The sequence below is a fragment of the Streptomyces gelaticus genome, from assembly GCF_014649535.1.
Classification (GTDB): Bacteria; Actinomycetota; Actinomycetes; order Streptomycetales; family Streptomycetaceae; genus Streptomyces; species Streptomyces gelaticus.
Genome location: NZ_BMTF01000008.1, coordinates 100770 through 122098, shown reverse-complemented (window position 1 = coordinate 122098; position 21329 = coordinate 100770). Strand labels below are relative to the sequence as shown.

General features: G+C 71.2%; 24 protein-coding genes and 1 pseudogene. 9 read left to right on the top strand and 16 right to left on the bottom strand.

The genetic code is table 11. The features are described 5' to 3' along the window. Positions 1 to 2: 2 nt before the first annotated feature. The 5 genes from IE107_RS14610 (at position 3) to IE107_RS14590 (ending at position 4956) form a co-directional block, all read left to right on the top strand. Entirely contained in the window at positions 3 to 1331 is a 1329-nt protein-coding gene (locus IE107_RS14610; RefSeq protein WP_189544172.1) for an ABC transporter substrate-binding protein, read from the top strand. Then, positions 1331 to 2224: a carbohydrate ABC transporter permease gene (locus IE107_RS14605; protein WP_189544171.1), complete on the top strand. Its 894-nt coding sequence runs from the start codon at positions 1331 to 1333 to the stop codon at positions 2222 to 2224. Before IE107_RS14610 ends, IE107_RS14605 begins: the two co-directional genes overlap by 1 nt. Next, positions 2221 to 3075 carry a carbohydrate ABC transporter permease gene (locus IE107_RS14600; RefSeq protein ID WP_189544170.1) on the top strand — a complete coding sequence of 285 codons (855 nt, stop codon included), beginning with the start codon at positions 2221 to 2223 and terminating at the stop codon, positions 3073 to 3075. Before IE107_RS14605 ends, IE107_RS14600 begins: the two co-directional genes overlap by 4 nt. 37 nt (positions 3076 to 3112) lie before the next feature. Then, positions 3113 to 4141, top strand: a complete 1029-nt coding sequence (locus IE107_RS14595) for a hydroxyacid dehydrogenase (RefSeq protein ID WP_189544169.1) — start codon at positions 3113 to 3115, stop codon at positions 4139 to 4141. A 101-nt stretch (positions 4142 to 4242) separates the two neighbouring features. Beyond that, on the top strand, positions 4243 to 4956 hold the full coding sequence (locus tag IE107_RS14590; RefSeq protein ID WP_189544168.1) for an ester cyclase: 714 nt from the start codon (positions 4243 to 4245) through the stop codon (positions 4954 to 4956). Between the two features lie 78 nt (positions 4957 to 5034). Here the strand turns inward: IE107_RS14590 and groL are convergent, their stop codons facing one another. Beyond that, the gene (gene groL, locus IE107_RS14585) at positions 5035 to 6660 is read right to left on the bottom strand and encodes a chaperonin GroEL (protein WP_189544167.1); all 1626 of its coding nucleotides are present in this window, start codon (positions 6658 to 6660) and stop codon (positions 5035 to 5037) included. 98 nt (positions 6661 to 6758) lie between these two features. Continuing rightward, the gene (groES, locus tag IE107_RS14580) at positions 6759 to 7067 is read right to left on the bottom strand and encodes a co-chaperone GroES (RefSeq protein WP_093540722.1); all 309 of its coding nucleotides are present in this window, start codon (positions 7065 to 7067) and stop codon (positions 6759 to 6761) included. Positions 7068 to 7383: 316 nt separating this feature from the next. Between groES and IE107_RS14575 the strand changes: the two genes are divergently transcribed. After that, positions 7384 to 7857, top strand: a complete 474-nt coding sequence (locus tag IE107_RS14575; protein WP_189544166.1) for a DUF6234 family protein — start codon at positions 7384 to 7386, stop codon at positions 7855 to 7857. Between the two features lie 208 nt (positions 7858 to 8065). On the opposite strand, the gene IE107_RS14570 is transcribed toward IE107_RS14575, so the two are convergent. Beyond that, positions 8066 to 9097 carry a polysaccharide deacetylase family protein gene (locus tag IE107_RS14570; protein WP_189544165.1) on the bottom strand — a complete coding sequence of 344 codons (1032 nt, stop codon included), beginning with the start codon at positions 9095 to 9097 and terminating at the stop codon, positions 8066 to 8068. 82 nt (positions 9098 to 9179) lie between these two features. On the opposite strand from IE107_RS14570, the gene IE107_RS14565 reads away from it, so the two are divergent. Beyond that, positions 9180 to 10448, top strand: a complete 1269-nt coding sequence (locus IE107_RS14565; RefSeq protein ID WP_189544164.1) for a THUMP-like domain-containing protein — start codon at positions 9180 to 9182, stop codon at positions 10446 to 10448. 25 nt (positions 10449 to 10473) lie between these two features. Here IE107_RS14565 and IE107_RS34875 read toward each other — a convergent pair. The 6 genes and pseudogenes from IE107_RS34875 to IE107_RS14540 form a co-directional block, all read right to left on the bottom strand. Beyond that, a pseudogene (locus tag IE107_RS34875) lies at positions 10474 to 10776 on the bottom strand (hypothetical protein); the annotation flags it as partial. 50 nt (positions 10777 to 10826) lie between these two features. After that, a complete protein-coding gene (locus tag IE107_RS14560; RefSeq protein ID WP_189544163.1) occupies positions 10827 to 11492 on the bottom strand; it encodes a hypothetical protein in 666 nt (221 codons plus the stop codon). A 30-nt stretch (positions 11493 to 11522) separates the two neighbouring features. After that, positions 11523 to 11711 carry a hypothetical protein gene (locus tag IE107_RS14555; protein ID WP_189544162.1) on the bottom strand — a complete coding sequence of 63 codons (189 nt, stop codon included), beginning with the start codon at positions 11709 to 11711 and terminating at the stop codon, positions 11523 to 11525. Next, entirely contained in the window at positions 11708 to 12973 is a 1266-nt protein-coding gene (locus IE107_RS14550; RefSeq protein WP_189544161.1) for an RNA polymerase sigma factor, read from the bottom strand. Before IE107_RS14550 ends, IE107_RS14555 begins: the two co-directional genes overlap by 4 nt. A 44-nt stretch (positions 12974 to 13017) precedes the next feature. After that, a complete protein-coding gene (locus tag IE107_RS14545; protein ID WP_189544160.1) occupies positions 13018 to 13383 on the bottom strand; it encodes a YciI family protein in 366 nt (121 codons plus the stop codon). Positions 13384 to 13425: 42 nt separating this feature from the next. After that, on the bottom strand, positions 13426 to 15054 hold the full coding sequence (locus tag IE107_RS14540; RefSeq protein ID WP_189544159.1) for an MFS transporter: 1629 nt from the start codon (positions 15052 to 15054) through the stop codon (positions 13426 to 13428). A 91-nt stretch (positions 15055 to 15145) separates the two neighbouring features. Here IE107_RS14540 and IE107_RS14535 point away from each other — a divergent pair, with 91 nt between their 5' ends. Continuing rightward, positions 15146 to 15883, top strand: coding sequence for a TetR/AcrR family transcriptional regulator (locus IE107_RS14535; RefSeq protein ID WP_373302447.1), 738 nt, complete (start codon positions 15146 to 15148; stop codon positions 15881 to 15883). Positions 15884 to 15891: 8 nt separating this feature from the next. Here IE107_RS14535 and IE107_RS14530 read toward each other — a convergent pair whose 3' ends face one another. Genes IE107_RS14530 through tsaB form a run of 4 tightly spaced genes read right to left on the bottom strand, consistent with a single transcriptional unit; the run spans position 15892 to position 18447 of the window. Next, entirely contained in the window at positions 15892 to 16170 is a 279-nt protein-coding gene (locus IE107_RS14530; protein WP_189544158.1) for a hypothetical protein, read from the bottom strand. Then, complete coding sequence (gene tsaD / locus IE107_RS14525) at positions 16167 to 17261, bottom strand: tRNA (adenosine(37)-N6)-threonylcarbamoyltransferase complex transferase subunit TsaD (protein WP_189544157.1); 1095 nt, start codon at positions 17259 to 17261, stop codon at positions 16167 to 16169. The genes IE107_RS14530 and tsaD overlap by 4 nt, the downstream gene beginning before the upstream one ends. Beyond that, positions 17261 to 17788, bottom strand: coding sequence for a ribosomal protein S18-alanine N-acetyltransferase (gene rimI / locus IE107_RS14520; protein WP_189544156.1), 528 nt, complete (start codon positions 17786 to 17788; stop codon positions 17261 to 17263). The genes tsaD and rimI overlap by 1 nt, the downstream gene beginning before the upstream one ends. Beyond that, positions 17785 to 18447 carry a tRNA (adenosine(37)-N6)-threonylcarbamoyltransferase complex dimerization subunit type 1 TsaB gene (gene tsaB / locus IE107_RS14515; protein WP_229866920.1) on the bottom strand — a complete coding sequence of 221 codons (663 nt, stop codon included), beginning with the start codon at positions 18445 to 18447 and terminating at the stop codon, positions 17785 to 17787. Before tsaB ends, rimI begins: the two co-directional genes overlap by 4 nt. Positions 18448 to 18600: 153 nt before the next feature. On the opposite strand from tsaB, the gene IE107_RS14510 reads away from it, so the two are divergent. Continuing rightward, positions 18601 to 19161 (top strand): L,D-transpeptidase, encoded by a 561-nt coding sequence (locus IE107_RS14510; RefSeq protein WP_189544155.1) that lies wholly within the window; start codon positions 18601 to 18603, stop codon positions 19159 to 19161. A gap of 14 nt (positions 19162 to 19175) precedes the next feature. Here IE107_RS14510 and IE107_RS14505 read toward each other — a convergent pair whose 3' ends face one another. The 3 genes from IE107_RS14505 to IE107_RS14495 form a co-directional block, all read right to left on the bottom strand. After that, complete coding sequence (locus IE107_RS14505; RefSeq protein ID WP_189544154.1) at positions 19176 to 19364, bottom strand: hypothetical protein; 189 nt, start codon at positions 19362 to 19364, stop codon at positions 19176 to 19178. A gap of 130 nt (positions 19365 to 19494) precedes the next feature. Next, positions 19495 to 20025 carry a tRNA (adenosine(37)-N6)-threonylcarbamoyltransferase complex ATPase subunit type 1 TsaE gene (gene tsaE, locus IE107_RS14500; RefSeq protein WP_189544153.1) on the bottom strand — a complete coding sequence of 177 codons (531 nt, stop codon included), beginning with the start codon at positions 20023 to 20025 and terminating at the stop codon, positions 19495 to 19497. Beyond that, on the bottom strand, positions 19994 to 21247 hold the full coding sequence (locus IE107_RS14495; RefSeq protein ID WP_189544152.1) for an alpha/beta fold hydrolase: 1254 nt from the start codon (positions 21245 to 21247) through the stop codon (positions 19994 to 19996). The genes tsaE and IE107_RS14495 overlap by 32 nt, the downstream gene beginning before the upstream one ends. Positions 21248 to 21329 lie beyond the last annotated feature (82 nt).

Sequence of the window (21329 nt, the reverse complement as noted above, 5' to 3'; positions counted from 1 at the left end):
CTGTGAGCCGCAGTACGAGCAGAACGTCCCTCGCCGTAGTCGGCACCGCCACCGTCCTCGCCCTTCTCACGGCCTGTGGCGGCAGCGGCGACGACGATGCAGCCGCCGGAAGCGACGGCAAGCCCGTCAGCATCACCTTCTGGGGCTGGGCCAAGGGGTCCAAGGAGGTCGTTGACGCGTTCAACGCCTCGCACAAGAACATCAAGGTGGTCTACGAGGAGATCCCGTCCGGCAACGCGGGCGGCTACGCCAAGATCTCCAACGCGGTGAAGGCGGGCAACGCCCCCGACCTGGTCTCCATCGAGTACCCGCAGCTTCCGGAGTACGTCAGCCAGGGCGCGCTCCAGGACATCGGCGAGTACTTCACCGAGGACATCAGGAAGAAGCTGCTGCCGCAGGCCGTCGAGCTGACGACGCTCGGCGGCAAGAACTGGGCCGTTCCGTTCGACGCCTCGCCGCAGTCCTTCTACTACCGCAAGGACCTGTTCGAGAAGTACGGCGTCGAGGTCCCCAAGACCTGGGACGAGTTCCGCAAGGCCGCCGAGAAGATCAAGAAGGCCGACAAGAAGGCCCGGATCGGCACCTTCTTCCCCGATGACCCGACCACGTTCCAGGCGATGGCCTGGCAGGCCGGCGCCCAGTGGTACAAGCCCGAGGGCGACACCTGGAAGGTCAGCACCGCCGACGCGGCCACCAACAAGGTCGCCGACTACTGGCAGGGTCTGCTCGACGACGACCTGATCCGCTCCAACGCCTCTTTCAGCCCCGAGTGGACCAACTCCCTCAAGAACGGCGGCACCGTCGGCTACCTCGGCGCCGCCTGGGGCGCGGGCGTCCTCAAGGGAACGCTGCCCGAGCAGAGCGGCAAGTGGGCCGTCGCCCCGATGCCCAGCTGGGACGGCAAGCCGGCCAGCGGCATGCTCGGCGGCTCCACCTTCGCGGTGACCAAGACCAGCAAGAAGGCGAAGGCCGCGGTCGAGTTCGCCACCTGGATGTCGACCACCGAGGAAGGCATCAAGGCCCGCATCGAGTCCGGCACTTCGAGCGCCTTCCCGGCGGCGGCGGCCCTGCGCCCGGTGGCGAAGAAGTCCTTCGACGCCGGCTTCTACGGCGGCCAGGACATCTACCAGGTGTTCGAGGGCGCCGCGACGTCGATCGGCCAGAACTGGAACTGGGGCCCGACGACCGGCACGACGAACACCACCATGAAGGACCAGTTCGGCAAGGTCGCGAGCGGCGGCACCACCATCAAGGACGCCGTGAAGGCCGGGCACGACGCCACGGTCGCCGAGCTGAAGAAGCGCGGTCTGAAGGTCGAGGACGCAGGCTGATGAAGCGCGCCCGGACGACCAGAGCCGCCGCCATCCTGCTGGGGCCCTTCTTCGTACTGTTCACCGTGGCCATGGTGCTGCCGATCGGTTACGCGGTCTGGCTCAGCCTGTTCACCGAAAAGCAGTCCGGCCTGGGCTTCGGCGGCACCGAGACCGTCTTCAGCGGACTCGACAACTACACGGCGGCCCTGGGCGACCGGGCGTTCCGCGAGGGCTTCGGCGTACTCCTCGGATACTGCCTGTTCTACATTCCGCTGCTGCTCGTCGGAGCCCTCGCCCTTGCCCTGCTGCTGGACTCCGCGCTGGCCCGCGCCCGCCGGTTCTTCCAGCTCGCGCTCTTCCTGCCGCACGCCGTGCCCGGCATCATCGCCGCGCTGATCTGGGTGTACCTCTACACCCCGCAGCTCAGCCCGGTGGTCAGCGCCATGGAGTCCGGCGGTATCGGATTCGACTTCTTCTCCCCCGAGGGCGCCCTTCCCTCCATCGTGAACATCGCGCTGTGGGAGTGGCTCGGCTACAACATGGTGATCTTCTATGCCGCGCTGCAGGCCATCGACCGCTCCGTACTCGAAGCGGCCACGGTCGACGGGGCCGGTGCATGGCGCACCGCTCTCTCCATCAAGGTGCCGCTGATCCGCTCCTCCCTCGTGATGGTCGCGCTGTTCACGGTCATCGGCTCGCTCCAGCTGTTCACCGAGCCGCTGATCCTCAACAAGGGGACCGGCTCGGCCGTCTCCTCCACCTGGACGCCGAACATGTACGCGTACACCGCGGCCTTCGAGCGCAACGACTACGGTCTCGCCGCGGCCGCCTCCATCCTGCTGGCGCTCACGGCCGCGCTGCTGTCCTTCGTCGTCACCCGCTTCACCGGCCGGAAGGGCAAGAAAGCATGAACTCCCCCGCCTCCCGCGGCCGCTGGATGTCGAAGACCGCCGTCAACGGCTTCCTTCTGCTCGCCGTCGTCTACATGCTCTTCCCGCTCGTCTGGCTGGTCACCGCCGCCACGAAGGACACCGGCGGCCTGCTCGCCGGCAATGCCTTCTCCTTCGAGGGCTTCAACCTCGGCCAGAACCTGTCCGACCTGGCCTCCTACGGCGACGGCATCTACTTCCGCTGGTACCTCAACAGCCTGCTGTACGCGGGCGTCGGCGCCCTCGTCTGCTCGCTGATCTGCGTCGCCGCGGGATACGCCTTCGACAAGTACGAGTTCCGGGGCAAGGAGAAGCTCTTCGGGCTCGTGCTGATGGGTGTGCTCGTGCCCACCACGGCGCTCGCGCTGCCGATGTATCTCCTGGCCTCCAAGACCGGCCTGGTCAACACCTACTGGTCCGTACTGATCCCGGTGCTGGTCAACCCGTTCGGCGTGTATCTCGCCCGGGTGTTCAGCACCGGCTACATACCGAACGAGGCCTTGGAGGCCGCCCGTATCGACGGAGCCGGCGAGCTGCGCGTCTTCTGGTCCATCGGACTGCGCATGGTCATGCCGGGCTTCGTGACGGTCTTCCTCTTCCAGTTCACCGCGATCTGGAACAACTTCTTCCTCCCCCTCGTGATGCTCTCGGACCGCAAGCTCTTCCCGCTGAGCCTGGGTCTGTACTCCTGGAACACCAACACCCACGGCGAGCCGAGCTTCTATCCGCTCGTCGTCACCGGCTCGCTCCTCGCCGTCATCCCCCTGATCGTCGCCTTCGTCTCGCTGCAGCGGCACTGGAAGGCCGGACTGACCGCCGGCAGCGTCAAGTGACTCTCCCCCGCGAGCCCTGAGGAGTACGAGTTCCACCATGCCCCACGCCACCGACAACCGGCCGAAGGCCCTGCTCGCGATGGGCCCCGGCATCGCCGACCGCCTCCTCGCCGACCGCCACCGCACCCGGCTGGCCGAGATCGCCCGCACCGACCCGTACCTCGTCGGCCACGACCTGACCGACCCGACGCCCGAGGTGGCCGCCGCCCTCGCCGAGGCCGAGGTGCTGTTCACCTGCTGGGGCGCGACACCGCTCACCGCCGGCGTACTGGCCGCCGCACCCCGGCTGCGGGCCGTGGTGCACGCCGCGGGCTCCGTGAAGCACCACATCACCGACGCCTGCTGGGAGCGCGGCATCGCCGTCACCTCGGCGGCCGGGGCCAACGCCCTGCCGGTCGCCGAGTTCACCCTCGCCACGATCCTGTTCGCCGGCAAGCGGGTGCTGCACACCGCACACCGCTACCGCGATCTGCGCGCCGACCACGACTGGCTCGCGGAGCTCGACGGGGCCGGGAACTACCGCCGAACGGTCGGCATCGTCGGCGCCTCCCGGATCGGCCGGCGCGTGATCGAGCTGCTGCGCCCCTTCGACCTGGACGTGCTGCTGTACGACCCGTACGTGGACGGTCCGGAGGCGGCGCGGCTCGGGGTGCGGCTCACCTCGCTCGACGAGCTGTGCGCGAGCAGCTCCGTCGTCTCGGTGCACGCGCCCCAGCTCCCGGAGACGCACCATCTGATCGGTGCGGCGCAGCTGTCCGCCATGGCTACGGGGGCGACGCTGATCAATACGGCGCGGGGTTCGCTGATCGACGAGGAGGCGCTGCTGGCCGAGCTGACGACCGGCCGACTGCAAGCGGTACTGGATGTGACGGAACCCGAACTGCCGCCCGCGCACTCGCCGTTGTACACCCTGCCCAATGTGCTGCTCACTCCGCATGTCGCGGGTTCGCTGGGCGACGAGCTGCACCGGATGGCCGACCAGGCGCTGGACGAGCTGGAGCGCTTCGCGGCCGGTCTGCCCTTCGCGGACCCCGTGCACTCCGGGAGTCTGAGCCACTCCGCCTGAGCCCTCGAACCGCTCCCGGGCCGCTCGGCCCGAGCCGTCGGGAAGCCCGTTCCTCACTAAACTGGAAGCATCCCATCCGGAACGTGAGGCCGGGAGATGCCATGAGATTCGTACAAGTTATCGACTGCAAAACGGAGCGGTTCGAGGACATGGACCGTCTCATGGACCGCTGGGCCGAGCAGACCCGGGGCACCCGGACCGCCACGCACAGCCTCGTGGGCAAGGACCGCTCCGACGGGTCCCACTATGTCGAGATCGTCGAATTTCCTTCGTACCAGGACGCGATGGCGAATTCGGGGCTGCCCGAGACCGAGCGGATCTTCCAGGAGATGGTGGCGCTCTGCGACGGGATGCCCACCATCACCGACCTCGACGTGGTCCGCGACGAGCAGCTGAACCGGGCGCGGGCCCGCCGCTTCTTCCACGAGATCGCCGTCGGCGGCCATCTCGATGTCATCGACGAAGTGTTCGCGGCCGACTACACCGACCACGACATCGCGAAGACGGAACGGGTCATGGTCGGTTCCGGCCGGCTGCGCGACGACGTCGTGCGCTGGCGGGCCGCCTTCGACTTCACCTTCGAACTGGACCGGCAGATCTGCGAGGGTGACGACGTCGTGACGCTGTGGACCTGGACCGGCACCCACAAGGGCGAGTTCATGGGCATCGCGCCCACGGGCAGGCAGTGCGTCATGACCGGCACCACGATCTTCCGGTTCGAGAACGGCAGGATCCAGGAAGGCTGGTGGCACGAGGACCTCATGGGCCTGCTGCGCGAGCTCGGTGCCCATGACGGGGACGCGGCACCCGCCTGAACGCGAAGGCCCCCTGTCCCTCCGCCGAACGGTGGGACAGGGGGCCTTCTGCGGCTGTGCGCCCTGAGCGGCTGTGCGTCAGTGCGAGTGGCCGTGACCGCCGTGGGCGGCCTCGGCCTCCTCCTCGGCCGGCTTCTCGACGACCAGGGTCTCGGTCGTGAGCAGCAGCGACGCGATGGACGCGGCGTTCTCCAGCGCGGAGCGGGTGACCTTGACCGGGTCGATGACGCCGGCCTTCACCAGGTCGCCGTACTCACCGGTCGCGGCGTTGAAGCCCTGGCCCTTGTCGAGCTCGGAGACCTTCGAGGTGATGACGTAGCCCTCGAGGCCGGCGTTCTCGGCGATCCAGCGCAGCGGCTCGACCGCGGCGCGGCGCACGACCGCGACACCGGTGGCCTCGTCGCCGGTCTTGCCGAGGTTGCCCTCCAGGACCTTGACGGCGTGGACGATGGCGGAGCCACCACCGGAGACGATGCCCTCCTCGACCGCGGCGCGGGTCGCGGAGATGGCGTCCTCCAGACGGTGCTTCTTCTCCTTCAGCTCCACCTCGGTGGCGGCACCGACACGGATCACGCACACGCCGCCGGCCAGCTTCGCGAGGCGCTCCTGGAGCTTCTCGCGGTCCCAGTCGGAGTCCGTGGCGTCGATCTCGGCCTTGATCTGGTTGACCCGGCCCTTGACGTCGCCGGGCTCGCCGCCGCCGTCCACGATCGTCGTGTCGTCCTTGGAGACGGTGACGCGGCGGGCGGTGCCCAGCACGTCCAGGCCGGCCTGGTCGAGCTTGAGGCCGACCTCCTCGGCGATGACGGTCGCACCGGTGAGGGTGGCGATGTCGCCGAGCATGGCCTTGCGGCGGTCACCGAAGCCCGGGGCCTTCACGGCGACGGCGTTGAAGGTGCCACGGATCTTGTTGACGACGAGGGTCGACAGCGCCTCGCCCTCGACGTCCTCGGCGATGATCAGCAGCGGCTTGGAGCCACCGGCCTGGATGACCTTCTCCAGCAGCGGGAGGAGCTCCTGGATCGAGGCGATCTTGCCCTGGTGGATCAGGATGTACGGGTCGTCGAGGACGGCCTCCATACGCTCCTGGTCGGTCACCATGTACGGGGACAGGTAGCCCTTGTCGAAGGCCATGCCCTCGGTGAAGTCGAGGTCCAGACCGAAGGTGTTGGACTCCTCGACGGTGATGACACCGTCCTTGCCGACCTTGTCCATCGCGTCCGCGATGAGCTCGCCGACCTGCGGGTCCTGCGCGGAGAGCGCGGCCACGGCGGCGATGTCGGTCTTGTCCTCGATCGGGCGGGCGGTCGCGAGGAGTTCCTCGGACACGGCCTTGACCGCGGCGTCGATGCCCTTCTTCAGGGCGGCCGGGGAGGCACCGGCGGCGACGTTGCGCAGACCCTCGCGGACGAGCGCCTGGGCGAGCACGGTGGCGGTGGTCGTACCGTCACCCGCGACGTCGTTGGTCTTGGTCGCCACCTCCTTCACCAGCTGGGCACCGAGGTTCTCGTACGGGTCGTCGAGCTCGACCTCGCGCGCGATGGTGACACCGTCGTTGGTGATGGTGGGAGCGCCGAACTTCTTGTCGATGACGACGTTGCGGCCCTTGGGGCCGATCGTCACCTTGACCGTGTCGGCAAGCTTGTTGACGCCGCGCTCAAGGGCGCGACGGGCGTCCTCGTCGAACTTCAGGATCTTCGCCATGGGAGCTGAGCTTTCCTCTCGAACGAACTGCGCCCCCGACCACCCGGCTGGTTATTCGCGGGGGCCAGGGGCGCAGAACAGAAGCAAACGTGGGTGAATTACTTCTCGATGATCGCGAGCACGTCGCGAGCCGAGAGGACGAGGTACTCCTCGCCGTTGTACTTCACCTCGGTGCCGCCGTACTTGCTGTACAGCACAACATCGCCGGTCTTGACGTCGAGCGGAAGGCGCTCGCCGTTCTCGAAGCGGCCCGGGCCCACGGCCAGGACGACGCCCTCCTGGGGCTTCTCCTTGGCGGTGTCCGGAATGACCAGGCCGGAGGCCGTGGTCTGCTCGGCGTCGAGCGGCTGGACCACAATGCGGTCCTCGAGCGGCTTGATCGCAACCTTGGTGCTGGCGGTCGACACGATCCGGTCTCCCCCTTCGGAGATCTCACGGGGTAACAGTCTTGGGGTGGCGACCAGGTGGATCCGTCGTCGCGGGTGCCGGACCTGCCAGTCGCGCAGTACTGCTGGCACTCTCCAGGGGTGAGTGCCAGCACCGAGACTATGACCGCGATTAGCACTCGGTCAAGCGGAGTGCCAATTCGAGCGAGCGTGGCGTCGCCGGTGCCCGGTTCCGGCGGCGCGGAGGGCAACGACGGGGGCACGGTCCGGACAACAGTCCGGACAACATGGGGACAACGTGCGGACGGACCGGACCGTTCCGTACGACCGTGTGGGCATGACCCACCCCTCCCCCTCCCCCCGGCCGGACCGGAAGTCCGGGCCGCCGTACGCGTCGCGCGCCGTGAACGGCTGCCTCGATGTGGTGCTCGGACTGCTGCTGGTTCTCCTGGAAGGGCTGATCTGTGCGGTCGCCACGATCCGGCTGGCCTTCTCGCGCACGGGCCTCGGCGGCACGGAGACGGCCGGCCCGCCGCCGATGGACTGGACGCCCGTTCTCGTCCTCGGCGGGATCGGCGCGGTGATCTGCCTGATCGGCGTCGTGCTGATCCGCGGCAACTGGCCCCGGGCGGGCGCGATCCAGCTGCTGGTGGCGCTGGCGCTGTGCGTGGTGACGGTGCAGGTCGGGCACGAGGACTACCGCCGCTCGCACCCGACGCCCGCGCCCGCCCCCTCGTACGGCCCCGGCGGGACCGGCCACCAGTGCCTCAGCGGCGGCGACGACCGCGAGTGCCGGGACTCCGGCAGCTGACGGCAGGAGATCACGGCCGTCGGCGCCGCCCCGCCGTGGTCACCGTGTGCCGCCGACGGGCCCGCCGCGGGCGTGGGCGACGGGTGGTGCACCCGCTGCGCGGCCTTGCGGCCGAGCCGTTCGATCGGGTCCACCGACTGTGCGCAGCCGGTGGCGGTCAGGAGCACACCGGCCGCCAGCAGTCCGGCCAGCAGCCGGTGCTCCCTTCTCATACGTAGTCCTCCAGCCGGGCCACGGCGTATCCCCGGTCCGTGACGGTCTTCATGACCGCGCGGACCAGGTCGGTCATGCTGCCGCCCCATTCCGCGCGGCCCCGGAAGTGCGTGAGGATGATGTCGCCGGGGTGCAGGTCCTCGTCCTCCTCGCGCCACTCCATGCGGTCCGGGAACGCCTCGGCGTTCCAGAGCGGCACGGCCTTGACTCCGCAGGACTTCGCGATGCGGAGCGTGTCCCGGTTGTAGTTGCCGTACGGCGGGCGGAAGAGCCTGGGGCGCTTCCCGAACCACTTCTCGATGATCTCCTGCTCGTCGCAGATCTCGCGCTCCTGCTCGGCGTACGAGAGGCCGGGCAGATAGGGGTGGGTGAGCGTGTGGTTGTTGAGGGTGACGCCCAGCCGCTGCGCCTCGCTGAAGTACCCGTAGTTGTTGTTCACCACGTGGTCGCTGAGGAACGCGCTGTACGGGATGTCCAGCTCGTCCATCATCTGCAACAGTTCGGGGTCCTTCTCGGAGCCGTCGTCCATCGTCAGGAAGACGACGCGGTCCCTGGTCGGGACGGTGGTGAAGACCGGCGGCAGCGAGTCGTCGCCGCCCTCCACCTCGAAGCCCTCGCGGGTGGTGATGCGCGGCTTCACGGCGGGCGGCCGCGGTGCGATCAGCGGCGGCTTTTCCAACCCCCACTTCTTGGCGAGCGCCGCCCGCACGGCCGGGCTCAGCTTCGCGTTCTCATGCACGCCGCCGGGTACGCGTGCCTCGCCGGCGCGCCGTCCGGGGCCGCCCGGGTGCCCGGCGGCGGGTTCTCCGCCCGGGTGCCCGACGGCGGGCCGGTCCCGGTGCCCGGTGTCGCCCGGCTGTCCGCCGGATCCGGAGGCACAGCCGGAGCCGACCGCGGCGACCAGGAGCGCGGCCAGGACGGTGCAGACCGGCCGGTGCCCGCCGGGACTCCCTCCTCGTCCGGAATCGGGCGCGAACGATCCGCGCCATTTCGTGGTCATTTCTTCCTTTTGTCGTACAAGCTGCATGGCGCCGCATCCTGCCAGTACGTGATCGGCCCTCCGGCCCGACACCGCCACCGGGCCCGCCGGTCTACCCGGCTGGCTCACAATGGGGCAGGTGAACGCTCTCGCCCCGAACGACCCGTCCGCCGCCGGCCGGTCCGACACCCCCGACCCTTCCCCGAGCTCCCCCATCGCCGACCTCCTGGCCCTGCGCACCCCGGAGGGCACCGCGCTCCTGGACGAGCTGCGCTCGTACGACCCCTCCCAGGAACTCGCGATCGCCACCCGGCTGCGCCGCACCCACCCGGCCGCCCTGGTGTCGGCGGCCCTGGGACAGGCGCGGCTGCGGCAGCGGGCGGTGGCGAAGTTCGGCGCCGAGGACGCGTACCGGATGTTCTTCACGCCCAACGGCGTCGAGCAGGCGACCCGTACGTCGGTGGCCACCCATCGCGCGCGGCGGTTCGCGCAGACGGGCGCGGTGCGCGCCGTCGCCGACCTCTGCTGCGGGATCGGCGGCGACGCGATCGCGCTCGCACGGGCCGGTATCCGCGTGCTCGCCGTGGACCGCGACCCGCTGACCGCCGAGGTGGCCCGCGCCAACGCCGCCGTGCTGGGACTGGCCGAGCTGATCGAGGTGCGGTGCGCCGATGTCGCCGAGATCGACACCGCGCCGTACGACGCGGTCTTCGTCGACCCGGCCCGGCGCGGCGGAAGGGGCCGGATCTTCGACCCCGAGGCGTACTCGCCGCCGCTCTCCTGGGCGACCGGTGCCGCGCTGGCGGCCCCCCGCGCCGCGCTGAAGATCGCTCCGGGCATCCCGCACGAGGCGATCCCGGCACAGGCGGAGGCCGAGTGGATCTCGGACGGCGGGGACGTGAAGGAGGCGGTGCTCTGGTTCGGCGAGGGCTTCGCGGCCGGCTCGTACCGCGCCACCGTACTGCCGGCCGGGGCCACCCTGTGGTCCGGGGCCCCGCTGCCCGCCCCGCCCGTCGGCCCGGTCGGCCGCTATCTGTACGAGCCTGACGGCGCCGTCATCCGCGCCCATCTGGTCGCCGACGTCGTCGCGCGGTGCGAGGGCCGACTGCTCGACGAGACCATCGCGTACATCACGAGCGACCAGCCGTACGAGTCCCCGTACACCTCCGGGTACGAGATCACCGACCAGCTGCCGTTCAACATGAAGAAGCTGAAGGCGCTGCTGCGGGAGCGGAAGGTGGGCGTCCTGACCGTGAAGAAGCGCGGCTCGGCGGTCGAACCGGAGGAGCTGCGCCGCCGGATGAAGCTCCAGGGGCCGAACTCCGCGACGGTCTTCCTGACCCGGGTGGCCGGAGCGCCGACGATGCTGATCGGCCACCCGCTGACCGGCCCGGCCTGAAGGGCCCGGCGGCCGGTCGGTCGAGGTCGGTCAGGTCCTCCGCGTACACCTGCGAGAGCGGCTGAGGGCCCACGTACTGCCGGCAGTTGCACTGTCCCGTCCGCTCATGGCACTTGCCCTGCTTGTCGCGCTCGGCGAGATGGTGCGTACAGCCGCTGACCGGCTCAGGTGGCCTGTTCGCCGCTGCGAGGGCCAGCCGCTCCTGCTTGGGCCTGAGCAGTTCCAGCTTGCGGTCGTGCCGGTTGCGCAGTGCCGCACGGACGTTGTCGACGGCCCATCCGAAGCCGCCCGTCCAGAAGATGATGAGCACCCACCAGTACCACTCCATGTCGCCCTTCCCGACGTGACCCCCTGGGTCACGTCAGGACAGGTCCGCGGTCAGCGGTGGGCACCGCCCCCGACGGAGAACAGCGGCTCCGGAGCGGGCGCCCCGGCCAGGACGCGCAGCACCCAGCGCCGGTGGGCGAACGCCTTGACGAGGCCGATGAGTCCGACGATCCAGCCGGTCAGCCCGAGCCCCATGACCAGGACGGCCAGGCCGTAGGCGTTTCCGTCCAGCACGCCACTGGCCGGGACGGCGAAGCAGGCGTACAGCCCGGCCGCGCAGAGCCCGAAGGACATCAGCAGCCACGCGAGGGAGGCACCCGGCATCCGCAGCACCGCGTCACGTGCCGGATCGCGGTCCAGGGCGCCCCAGGCGTCGAGCAGTCGGCGGATCCTGCGGTCCCGGCGCAGGCCGATGACGACGAGGACGACCGCGGGCACCATGCAACAGGCGCCCATCGCGGCGAGGAGCACGCCGATCCCGGCGCTGATGACGTCGTACGACTCCTCGAAGGTGATGAACGCCGAGCCCACCAGCAGCCAGCCGAGCGCGCAGAGCGCTCCCCACATCCACAGCATGGCCAGCCGGCCCGGTGAGACATGCGCCTTCACCAACGCACCGAGCACTGCGGCCCGGTCGGTCAGCAGGGCCTCCCGGTCGGGCCAGGAACGTATCTCCACGGGCGGTGGCGGCGGCGGCAGTTGTGCGCGACGAGACATGGGGCAGACCCTACCGACCGGTGCGCCGGCTCAGGCGCTGCGCAGCGCCTGAGGGTCCGGCCTGCGCATGCCCGTCATCGCCTTCATGGCCCGTGGCCCGACCTCGGCCGGGTCCGGGTCGAAGAGCGCCTCGTCGAGCCCGCGATGCACGATCTGCCAGGACAGGGCGTGCTTGCCCTTGAGCCAGGAGGGTGGACCCGTCCGGCGGCCGGAGCTCATCGGCCGTCGCGGTCCGGATGTCCGGCCCGGTCCAGGAGCATCGCCCGTTCCCGTTCGTTGCGGGTCAGTCCGGCCGCCCGCAGGAACTCCGCCCGCGCCTCGTCCTCGCGGCCCGTCCTGGCCAGCAGGTCGCCACGGACGCTGGGCAGCAGGTGGTAGTCCCTGAGCGCCGGGTCGTCCGCCAGCGCGTCGGCCAGGGCCAGGCCGGCTTCCGGGCCGCGCGCCATGGAGACCGCCACGGCCCGGTTCAGTTCGACGACCGGGGAGGGCGCGATCGCGGCGAGGCGGTCGTAGAGGGCGGCGATGGTGGTCCAGTCGGTGTCCGCGTACGCAGGCGCCCGCGCGTGGCAGGCGGCGATCGCGGCCTGCACGGTGTACGGGCCGAGCCCGGCGCCCTCCCCGGTCGCCGCCACGGCCCGCTCCAGGGCCGCGACCCCGCGCCGCACCAGCAGATGGTCCCACCGGGCCCGGTTCTGGTCGGCGAGCAGCACCGGTGCGCCGTCCGGCGCGGTCCTGGCGGCGGTGCGCGACGCCTGGAGTTCCAGCAGCGCGACCAGTCCGTGGACCTCGGGCTCCCGCTCCATGAGCCCGGCGAGCACCCGGGCCAGCCGCAGCGCGTCCTCGCAGAGCGCCGGGCGCAGCCAGTCCTCGCCCGCGGTCGCCGCGTACCCCTCGTTGAAGATCAGGTAGATCACTTCGAGCACGGAGCCGAGGCGGGCGGCGCGCTCCGGGCCGTACGGCACCTCGAAGGGGATGCCCTCGCGGCCCAGGGTCCGTTTCGCCCGGACGATGCGCTGGGCGACGGTCGGTTCGGGGGCCAGGAACGCGCGGGCGATCTCGTCGGTGGTGAGGCCGCCGAGCAGCCGCAGGGTGAGGGCGATCCGGGCCTCGGTGGAGAGCACCGGGTGGCAGGCGGTGAAGATCAGCCGGAGGAGGTCGTCGTCGATGTCGTCCGCCCCGGCGGGCTCGGGCGGCGGCACGTCGTCGAGGGCCCGTCCCACCTCGGCCAGCTTGCGCGCGTACGTCTCCCTGCGGCGTACGAGATCGATCGCGCGGTGTCGGGCGGTGGCCATGAGCCAGGCGCCCGGCCGTTCCGGGACGCCTGACTCCGGCCACTGCTCCAGCGCGGCCACCAGAGCGTCCTGCGCGAGCTCCTCGGCGATGGAGACGTCGCGCACGATGCGGGTGACGCCCGCGATGATCCGCGCGGACTCGATCCTGAAGACCGCTTCGACCGCCGCGGTCGTGCTTGCTGCCGTCATGACCACTCATCACAGCAGCCGTGCCGGGCCGCGGCAAGCGCCGGTCAGGCGCCCAGGGTGGCCTCGTCGATCTGGCGGACCTCGGAGGTCACGGTCCAGCTCTCCGGGTGGGTCCGCAGGAAGCGCCGGGTCCATTCCAGGGCCTCCTCCTTGTCCTTGACCTGGAGGATGGCGTAGCCGCCGACGACCTCCTTGGTCTCGGTGAAGGGCCCGTCGGTGTACGTGAGCTTCCCGCCGGACCAGGTGACCCTGGTCCCCTGGGAGGTGGGGGTGAGTCCGGCCGTCTCCAGCATGACGCCCGCCTTGGTGATCTCCTCGAACAGTGCGCCCATGCGCTGCTCGAACTCGGGGTCCGGGGCGTCGAAGGCGTTCTGCTCGTCGATGCGGATCAGCGACATGAAGCGCGGCATGGTGACTCCTACGGTCGGTCGGGCGGGGGCTTTCCCCGCCTCTCACCCTTGCGTCGAACGGGATCCGGCCGGATCGACAGCTCCCCGGGAATTCTTCTGAGAATTTTCCGGCCCGGCCACCGGAACGGTCTCCGAAACGGAATCCGGAGCGGCCACCGGCGCCGTCTCCTGAGCAATTTCCGGGCCGGTCTCCCGAGCGGTCACATAGGCAGTCCCGGGGCCGGTCGCCGGGGCCGTCTCCGAGGCCGTCTCCGGGGCGGTCCGCCCGCGTCCCGGGAGCAGCACCAGGGCCACCAGCGCCGCGACGGCGAGCAGCCCGGCGCAGACCCAGAACGCCGCAGCGTACCCGGCCGCCAGGTCGGCCGGACGGTCCCCGCCGCCGGTGACCCGGGCGGCGACGGTGACCAGGACCGCGAGACCCAGCGAGCCGCCCACCTGGCGGGCACTGTTCAGCAGCCCGGAGGCCATGCCCGTCTCCTCGGGCGTCACATCGGTCGTGGCCGCCGTGCCGAGCGGTACGAAGCACATCCCGATACCGAGGCTGCAGACCAGGGACGGGCCGAGGATCGAGTACAGGAAGCCGCCGTCCGCCCGCGCCGTCGCCGCGAACCCGGCCAGGCCGAGCGCGGCCAGGAAGCCGCCGAGCGCCAGCAGCCGCCCGGTGCCGAGCGCGGCGACCGTACGGGTGGCGACGACCGAGCCGGTGAGGACGCCCGCCGTGAACGGCAGGAACGCGACACCGGCGGCGGTCGGCCCGTAGTCGAGCACCTGCTGCATGTAGAGCGAGACGAAGTAGAACGCGGCGAACTGCCCGGAACTCAGCAGCAGGCAGAAGAGATTGGCGGTCAGGACCGGCCGCGCCTTCAGCAGTCCGGGACGCAGCAGCGGAGTACGGGCCCGCAGCTCCACGACGACGAAGACGGCCAGCAGCAGCACGGCGGCGCCGAGCGTGCCCAGCGTCGGGGCCGACCCCCATCCGTCGGTCGACGTCCGGACGAGTCCGAGGACCAGCAGCGTCGTGCCCACGGTGGCCAGCAGCGCTCCCGCCACGTCGAGCCGGCCATCGGTCCGGGGCGACTCGCCCCGCAGCCCGCTGCGCACGGCCCCCACCAGCGCGAACCCCACGATCGGCACGTTCACCAGCATCACCGCGCGCCAGCCCGCCGCGTCGGTGAGCACCCCGCCCGCCAGCACGCCCACCGCCCCGCCCGCCGCGCCCGCCATGCCCCACAGCCCCAGGGCGCGGGAGCGGGCGGGCCCGGCCGGGAAGGCCAGGGCGATCAGGGCGAAGGCGACCGGGGCGAGCGCGGCGGCGCCGATCCCCTGCACCGCCCGCGCGGCGATCAGCCCGCCGGGGGACCGGGCGAGCCCGCCCGCCAGGCTCGCCACGCCGAACAGCACCAGGCCCGCCGTCAGGATCCGGCGGCTGCCGAGCAGATCGGCGAGCCGCCCGCCGAGCATCAGCAGCCCGCCGAAGGCCAGTGCGTAGGCGTTCACCACCCACAGCAGCCCCTGGGGTGTGAAGCCGAGATCGCCGCGCATGTCCGGCAGCGCCACATTCACCACCGACACGTCCAACGCCACCATGAACTGCACGGCGAGAGCCACCACCAGCAGCCACCGTGTGTGCCATGACTGATCGTTCACGACGTCCCCTTCCCTCGCGGTCATCCGGTCGAATCATTACTATACGCGTATAGAAATTGCATGCGAGGGGACCGGGGAAGGAGCGGGAGCAGCGGTACGGGGGGACAATGCCGAGGTGGCAGGGACAGAGAAGAAGCAGGCTCCGGCGAAGAAGGTGCCCATAAAGAAGGCGCCTGCGAAGAAGCAGGCGCCGGCAAAACGATCCGTGGGGCGGCCACGCAGGCTCGATCCGGACGCGATGGTCGCCACCGCGCGGCGCATCATCGAGGAAGAGGGCGTGGACGCCCTGAGCATGCGGCGGGTGGCGAAGGAGCTCGGCTCCACCCCGATGGCGCTCTACCACTACGTGCAGGACAAGGACGAGCTGCTGATGCTCACCCTGTCCGGCACCGCGGCCGCCTTCCCCCGCCCCGAGCTGCCCGAGGACCCTCGCGAGCGGCTGCTCGCCGTCGCCGTGCACATGCACGGCATCCTGGCCCGGCTCCCCTGGGTCCTGGACGTCCTGGCGCTGGGCGAGCTGACCGACCGGAACGCGCTGTGGATGGTCGAGGAGATCATCGACTCGGCGCTCGCCTGCGGCCTCTCCCCCGCCCAGGCGGTACGCGCGTACCGGACGATCTGGAGCTACGTCTACGGCGACCTGGTCTTCCGCCGGGCCGCCGAGCGCCGCGCACAGAACCCGCCGAACAGGCGCTGGTTCCCCGAGATGGTGACCGAGCAGGACGCGGCGACGCTGCCCCGGCTCGTCGCGATCAAGGACGAGTGGCGGGCGTACGCCGCCGACTACGAGGTGGCGGACGAGCTCGACGCGATCGTCCGGGGCCTGATCGACCGGGGAACCGCCACCGGCTGAGGGGCCGGTCAGTCGGCGTCGGGGCCGGTGTCCTCCAGGGACTCGAAGCGCCAACGGTGCACCGGGCGGGTGATCAGCTCGGCGTCCGGTTCGGGGAGTTCGGGCAGCTCGTCGCCGTACTCACCCGCCCACCAGGTGATGACCAGGACCCGGTCCTGCGGGGCGCGCAGCAGCTCGCGGCGGAGCGGCTCGCGGGCCAGCTCGCCCGAACGGGCCCGCGCCCACTCCAGGAGTTCGGCGCCCCGGCCGGCCACGGCGCGGGCCTCCCACATGAGTGCGACGGTCATGAGTAGAGGTTGTCCTTGCTGATCTCGTGGACGTGGTCGTGGTCGTGGGCGCCCGGCACGTGGGTGTCGGTCACCGGCAGCGAGGAGTCCGCGGACAGCTCCAGGTCGGAGGCCGGCCTGCCCCGGGCCACCATCTCCGCGCCCAGCGCCGCGACCATCGCGCCGTTGTCCGTGCACAGCCCGGGGCGCGGCACCCGCAGCCGGATGCCGGCCCGCTCGCACCGGTCCTCGGCCAGCGCCCGCAACCGCGAGTTGGCCGCCACACCGCCGCCGATCATCAGGTGGTCGACCCCCTCGTCCTTGCAGGCCCGGACGGCCTTGCGGGTGAGCACGTCCACGACGGCCTCCTGGAAGGACGCCGCCACGTCCCGTACCGGCACCTCCTCGCCCGCCGCCCGCTTGGCCTCGATCCAGCGGGCCACCGAGGTCTTCAGACCGGAGAAGGAGAAGTCGTAGGCGGGATCGCGCGAGCCGGTGAGCCCGCGCGGGAACGCGATCGCGGCCGGGTCGCCCTCCTTCGCCAGCCGGTCGATGACCGGGCCGCCGGGGAAACCGAGGTCCAGCACCCGGGCGATCTTGTCGAAGGCCTCGCCCGCCGCGTCGTCGATGGTCGCGCCCAGCGGCCGTACGTCGTTGGTGATGTCCGGCGCGAGCAGCAGCGAGGAGTGGCCGCCGCTGACCAGCAGCGCCATCGTCGGCTCGGGCAGCGGGCCGTGCTCCAGCTGGTCCACGCAGATGTGCGAGGCGAGGTGGTTCACCCCGTAGAGCGGCTTGTTCAGCGCGTACGCGTACGCCTTCGCCGCCGATACGCCGACCAGCAGCGCGCCCGCGAGCCCGGGGCCCGCGGTGACGGAGATGCCGTCGAGGTCGCGGGCGCTGATCCCGGCCTCCTTCAGGGCGCGCTCGATGGTGGGGACCATCGCCTCCAGATGGGCGCGGGAGGCGATCTCCGGGACGACGCCGCCGAAGCGGGCGTGCGTATCGACGCTGGACGCGACGGCGTCGGCGAGCAGCGTCGTACCCCGGACGATGCCGACACCGGTCTCGTCGCAGGAGGTCTCGATGCCGAGTACGAGCGGTTCGTCAGCCATCAGTCAGTCTCTGTTTCCTGTACGTGTTCTTGCACGTGTTCTTGTACGTGTTCTTGTACGTGGAGGCGCATGACGAGTGCGTCGATGTTGCCCGGCTGGTAGTAGCCGCGGCGGAAGCCGATCGGTTCGAAGCCGAAGCGTTCGTAGAGCTTCTGGGCCCGGGTGTTGTCGACGCGGACTTCGAGCAGCACCTCGGCGCACTCGAAGGCCGTGGCGTGCTTCAGCAGGTCGGTGAGGAGCACGGAGCCGAGACCGCCGCCCCAGTGGTCGCGGGTGACCCCGATCGTCTGCACATCGGCGAGGTCACCGGCCGCGGCAAGGCCCGCGTAGCCGACGATCCGGCCGGTGGCGGGGTCCTCCGCGACCACATAGCGGCGGGTGGCTCGGGGGCCGCGGGAGTGCGCCAGCTCGGACCAGAACATGCCGGCCGACCAGGCGTCCTCCGGGAACAGCTCGTGTTCGAGTTCCAGCACCGGATCGATGTCCCACCAGCGCATCTCGCGCAGAACGGCAGTCGTGCTCGTCACTTCGGGGTGACCACCTTGTAGTTCTTCGGCACCTGGGCGTCGGGCCTGCGGAGGTAGAGCGGCTGCGGCGGCAGCAGCTCCGCGCCCGCGGCGAGCCGCTCGGCGGCGAGGGCGGCCAGGGCGCCGGCGCTGACGTGCTCGGGCTCCCGGGCGTCCGGGAACGCCTCGGGGTAGAGCACCGCGCCCGCGCCGACGACGGGGAGCCCGGCGAGCTGTCCGGCGATGTCGGCGGGCCGGTCGACGGCGGGCCCGGTGACTCGGGTGCGCGGGTCGTCGTACCTCGCCCAGTAGACCTCCTTGCGGCGGGCGTCCGTCGCGACGGCGAACGGGCCCTGGAGCCCGGCCCGGCCCGCGGCGTACGCGAGACCGTCCAGGGTGCACAGCCCGTGCACGGGGACGGAGAGGGCGGAGCCGAAGGTCGCGGCGGTGACCAGGCCGACCCGGAGCCCGGTGTACGGTCCGGGGCCGACGCCGACGACCACGTCCGTCACGGCGTCGAGTTTCACACCGGCCTCGGCGAGCACCCGGTCGACGGCGGGCAGCAGCAGCTCCCCGTGCCTTCGGGCGTCGACCTGTCCGGACTCGGCGACGACGGAGGTCCCGTCGTGAAGGGCGACGGTGACGGCGGGGGTGGCGGTATCCACGGCGAGCAAGAGCACGCAAACAGCCTACGGCTCCGCCGACGGGGGCACGGCGCCCCGTACGGCGTCCCGGCCCGACCGGTCCCGGCTGCTACCGTCACCGTGCACACGCGGGTACGACGTAAACGCTAAACGCTTGTACGACATACGGAAGCGAAAGGGGCGCGCACGGTGTCTAGGGGCAGCTCGGGAATCGTGGCCGGGCTCACTGCGGCGGCGCTCGTCGCCGTCGGCGTCCTGGCCTTCCAGGCATCGGCCAACGCCCCCGACAGCGTCGCGGCCCCCAGGCCGAAGCCTTCCGCCACCGCCACCGAGCGCGCGAAGCCGAAGGAGAAGTCGCGCCCGGTCGCGCTCCCCGTAGACTCCGGCACCGGGAAGCGGGTCGTGTACGCGCTGGAGGACCGCCGGGTGTGGCTCGTCGACGCGGACGGGAAGGCGACCCGGACCTTCGAGGTCATGCCGAGCACACTGAATCCGCTCCCCGGCACCTATCGGGTGAACACCCCGCGCACGGGAGCCCCCACCAAGGGCTCGGACGGCGTGATGATCGAGCACGTGGTGCGGTTCGCGATGGTGGACAACGTCGCCGTGGGCTTCAGCGCTGCGGTGGACGGCTCGATGGAGAGCCCGGACCCGACGCTGAAGACGGGTGGCGTGCGGATGTCCCGGGCCGACGGGGACGCGATGTGGGACTTCGCGCTGGTGGGCACGAAGGTGGTCGTCCTTCCCTGAGGGCCGTCCCGCGGTCAGGACGCCCTGGGCTCGGGAAGGCCGGATCCGGATCCGGAGCCGGGGGCGGCCGGATCTCCGTCGCCCTCGTCCTCGTCCTCTTCCGCGGGCGGTGGCGGCGTGGAGACCGCCGTGGCCGCGGCACAGGCTGCCAGCAGGTCCTTCATCGACGGCGGCGGCACTTCACGTTCGGCGGACATCGCCATGGATGCCTCCTGAGGCTCCGGTGGAAGGCGTGGTTAGGCACGCCTGACCAGCTCTCGCCATCCATGTGACCACGCCCGCACCGCCCGGCGCAAGAATTTGCCGACAGCCTGTCGGAATCCGGCCGCGCGGTCAGACCTCGCGCAGTCCCGCCCAGCGCGCGCCGATCCCGACCAGCGTCACCTCGCGCCGCTCCTCGTCCGTGTCGCCGACCGCGCGGTCGATCACCACCTGCAGCCGGTCGTCCGAGAGCTCCTCGACCTTGCCGTCGCCCCACTCCACGACCACCACCGACTCGGGCAGCGACACATCGAGGTCCAGGTCCTCCATCTCGTCGAGCCCGCCGCCCAGGCGGTACGCGTCGACGTGGACCAGCGCCGGACCGCCGGTCAGCGACGGGTGGACACGGGCGATCACGAAGGTGGGGGACGTCACCGCGCCGCGCACTCCGAGGCCCTCGCCGAGGCCCCGGGTCAGCGTCGTCTTCCCGGCGCCGAGCTCGCCGGTGAGCATCACGAGGTCGCCGGGCCGCAGGATCGCGGCGATCCGGCGGCCGAGCGCCTGCATCTCTTCGGGGGACTCGACGGCCAGGCTCAAGGTGACGGTGCCCGGCGCGGCACCCTCGGTGGCCTCAGTCGCCAGGCTGTTGTGCGGTGCTTCCATGTCCGCCAACGTTAGCCGCTGCCGGCACCGCCCCGACGCGTACCAGCAGGTCCGCCAGTCGGTCCGTGACCGTCTCGGGGTGCTCCAGCATCACCAGATGACCGCCGTCCGGGACGATGACCAGCTCCGCCTCCGGGAGCTGGTCCGCGATGGTCTCGCTGTGCGAGCTGGGCGTCACCAGGTCCTTGTCGCCCGCCAGGATCAGCACCGGGAGGTCACGGAAGGCGGGCAGGGCGTGACTCTTGTCGTGTTCGGTGAAGGCCGGGTAGAACTCGGCGACCACATCGATCGGAGTGGATTCGATGAGCCGCTCGGCGAACCGTTCGACCGCCGGGTCCACGTCCCGCGAACCGAACGAGTACCGCTTGATCAGCCCGGCGAAGAGGTCGGCGGTCGCCCGGCGGCCCCGTTCCACCAGCTCGGCCTGGGAGCCGAGCGCTCTGAGCACCCCGGGCAGCACCCGGCGGACCGCGTTCACGCCCGCGACCGGCAGCCCGAAACTGACCTCGCCGAGCTTCCCGCTGGATGTGCCGACGAAGGCCACGGAGGCGACGCGGTCCCGGATGAGCTGGGGGTACTGCTCGGCGAGCGCCATCATCGTCATGCCGCCCATCGAGTGCCCGACCAGCACCAGCCTGCCCTCGGGTGCCGCCGCGTCGATCACCGCCTTCAGGTCTCGGCCGAGCTGGTCGATGCCGACCGCCACCCCGTCCGCCTGGGCCCGGCCCCGCTCGGAGCGGCCGTGGCTGCGCTGGTCCCAGTGGACGGTGCGCACCAGCCCGCGCAGCGCCGCCCGCTGGAAGTGCCAGGAGTCCTGGCTGAGGCAGTAGCCGTGGCTGAAGACCACGGTGACCGGCGCGGGATCCTTGCGGCCGAAGAGCCTGCGGCGGCGCGTGCCGGAGCCGGCCGCCTCACCACCGCCCGCGGCGGTCCCCGCGGCGCCGGCCGGTTCGACCTCGTCGACCTCGTAGTACAGCTCGGTGCCGTCGTCGGCGGTGGCCCGGCCCGGCAGTCCGCGCAGCGAGCCGTACGGCCCGGTGGCGTCCAGGGCCAGCATGGCCTTTCTGCGCATGCCCCGGCCGACGGTGAGCCGCTCGACCGCGACGCCTGCCGCCGCACCCGCCGCGATCACGCCTATGGCCGCTCCGGCGATACCCGCCCGGCGCCAGCCGACCGCCGTAGCAGCCGTCGTCACCGCGTCCCCCGCGCTGATCTCGCTCACCCTGCCGCGCTCCTCGTCGGTCGTATCCGTCAGGTCAGGGCCGGTCTGTTCCGGTCCTGATCAGATCGTGCCTGGTCAGCGA

Excerpts from the sequence above, each read along its gene's own strand:
- IE107_RS14560 (WP_189544163.1), bottom strand. The coding sequence starts at position 11,492 with ATGTCTCGTCGCGCACAACTGCCGCCGCCGCCACCGCCCGTGGAGATA.
- tsaD (WP_189544157.1), bottom strand. The coding sequence starts at position 17,261 with ATGGCTGACGAACCGCTCGTACTCGGCATCGAGACCTCCTGCGACGAG.
- IE107_RS14565 (WP_189544164.1), top strand. The coding sequence starts at position 9,180 with ATGGGGCAGGTGAACGCTCTCGCCCCGAACGACCCGTCCGCCGCCGGC.
- tsaE (WP_189544153.1), bottom strand. The coding sequence starts at position 20,025 with ATGGAAGCACCGCACAACAGCCTGGCGACTGAGGCCACCGAGGGTGCC.
- groL (WP_189544167.1), bottom strand. The coding sequence starts at position 6,660 with ATGGCGAAGATCCTGAAGTTCGACGAGGACGCCCGTCGCGCCCTTGAG.
- IE107_RS14605 (WP_189544171.1), top strand. The coding sequence starts at position 1,331 with ATGAAGCGCGCCCGGACGACCAGAGCCGCCGCCATCCTGCTGGGGCCC.
- IE107_RS14600 (WP_189544170.1), top strand. The coding sequence starts at position 2,221 with ATGAACTCCCCCGCCTCCCGCGGCCGCTGGATGTCGAAGACCGCCGTC.
- IE107_RS14555 (WP_189544162.1), bottom strand. The coding sequence starts at position 11,711 with ATGAGCTCCGGCCGCCGGACGGGTCCACCCTCCTGGCTCAAGGGCAAG.
- IE107_RS14575 (WP_189544166.1), top strand. The coding sequence starts at position 7,384 with ATGACCCACCCCTCCCCCTCCCCCCGGCCGGACCGGAAGTCCGGGCCG.
- IE107_RS14595 (WP_189544169.1), top strand. The coding sequence starts at position 3,113 with ATGCCCCACGCCACCGACAACCGGCCGAAGGCCCTGCTCGCGATGGGC.
- IE107_RS14590 (WP_189544168.1), top strand. The coding sequence starts at position 4,243 with ATGAGATTCGTACAAGTTATCGACTGCAAAACGGAGCGGTTCGAGGAC.
- IE107_RS14505 (WP_189544154.1), bottom strand. The coding sequence starts at position 19,364 with ATGGCGATGTCCGCCGAACGTGAAGTGCCGCCGCCGTCGATGAAGGAC.
- IE107_RS14545 (WP_189544160.1), bottom strand. The coding sequence starts at position 13,383 with ATGCCGCGCTTCATGTCGCTGATCCGCATCGACGAGCAGAACGCCTTC.
- IE107_RS14570 (WP_189544165.1), bottom strand. The coding sequence starts at position 9,097 with ATGCAGCTTGTACGACAAAAGGAAGAAATGACCACGAAATGGCGCGGA.
- IE107_RS14550 (WP_189544161.1), bottom strand. The coding sequence starts at position 12,973 with ATGACGGCAGCAAGCACGACCGCGGCGGTCGAAGCGGTCTTCAGGATC.
- IE107_RS14530 (WP_189544158.1), bottom strand. The coding sequence starts at position 16,170 with ATGACCGTCGCACTCATGTGGGAGGCCCGCGCCGTGGCCGGCCGGGGC.
- IE107_RS14540 (WP_189544159.1), bottom strand. The coding sequence starts at position 15,054 with ATGACCGCGAGGGAAGGGGACGTCGTGAACGATCAGTCATGGCACACA.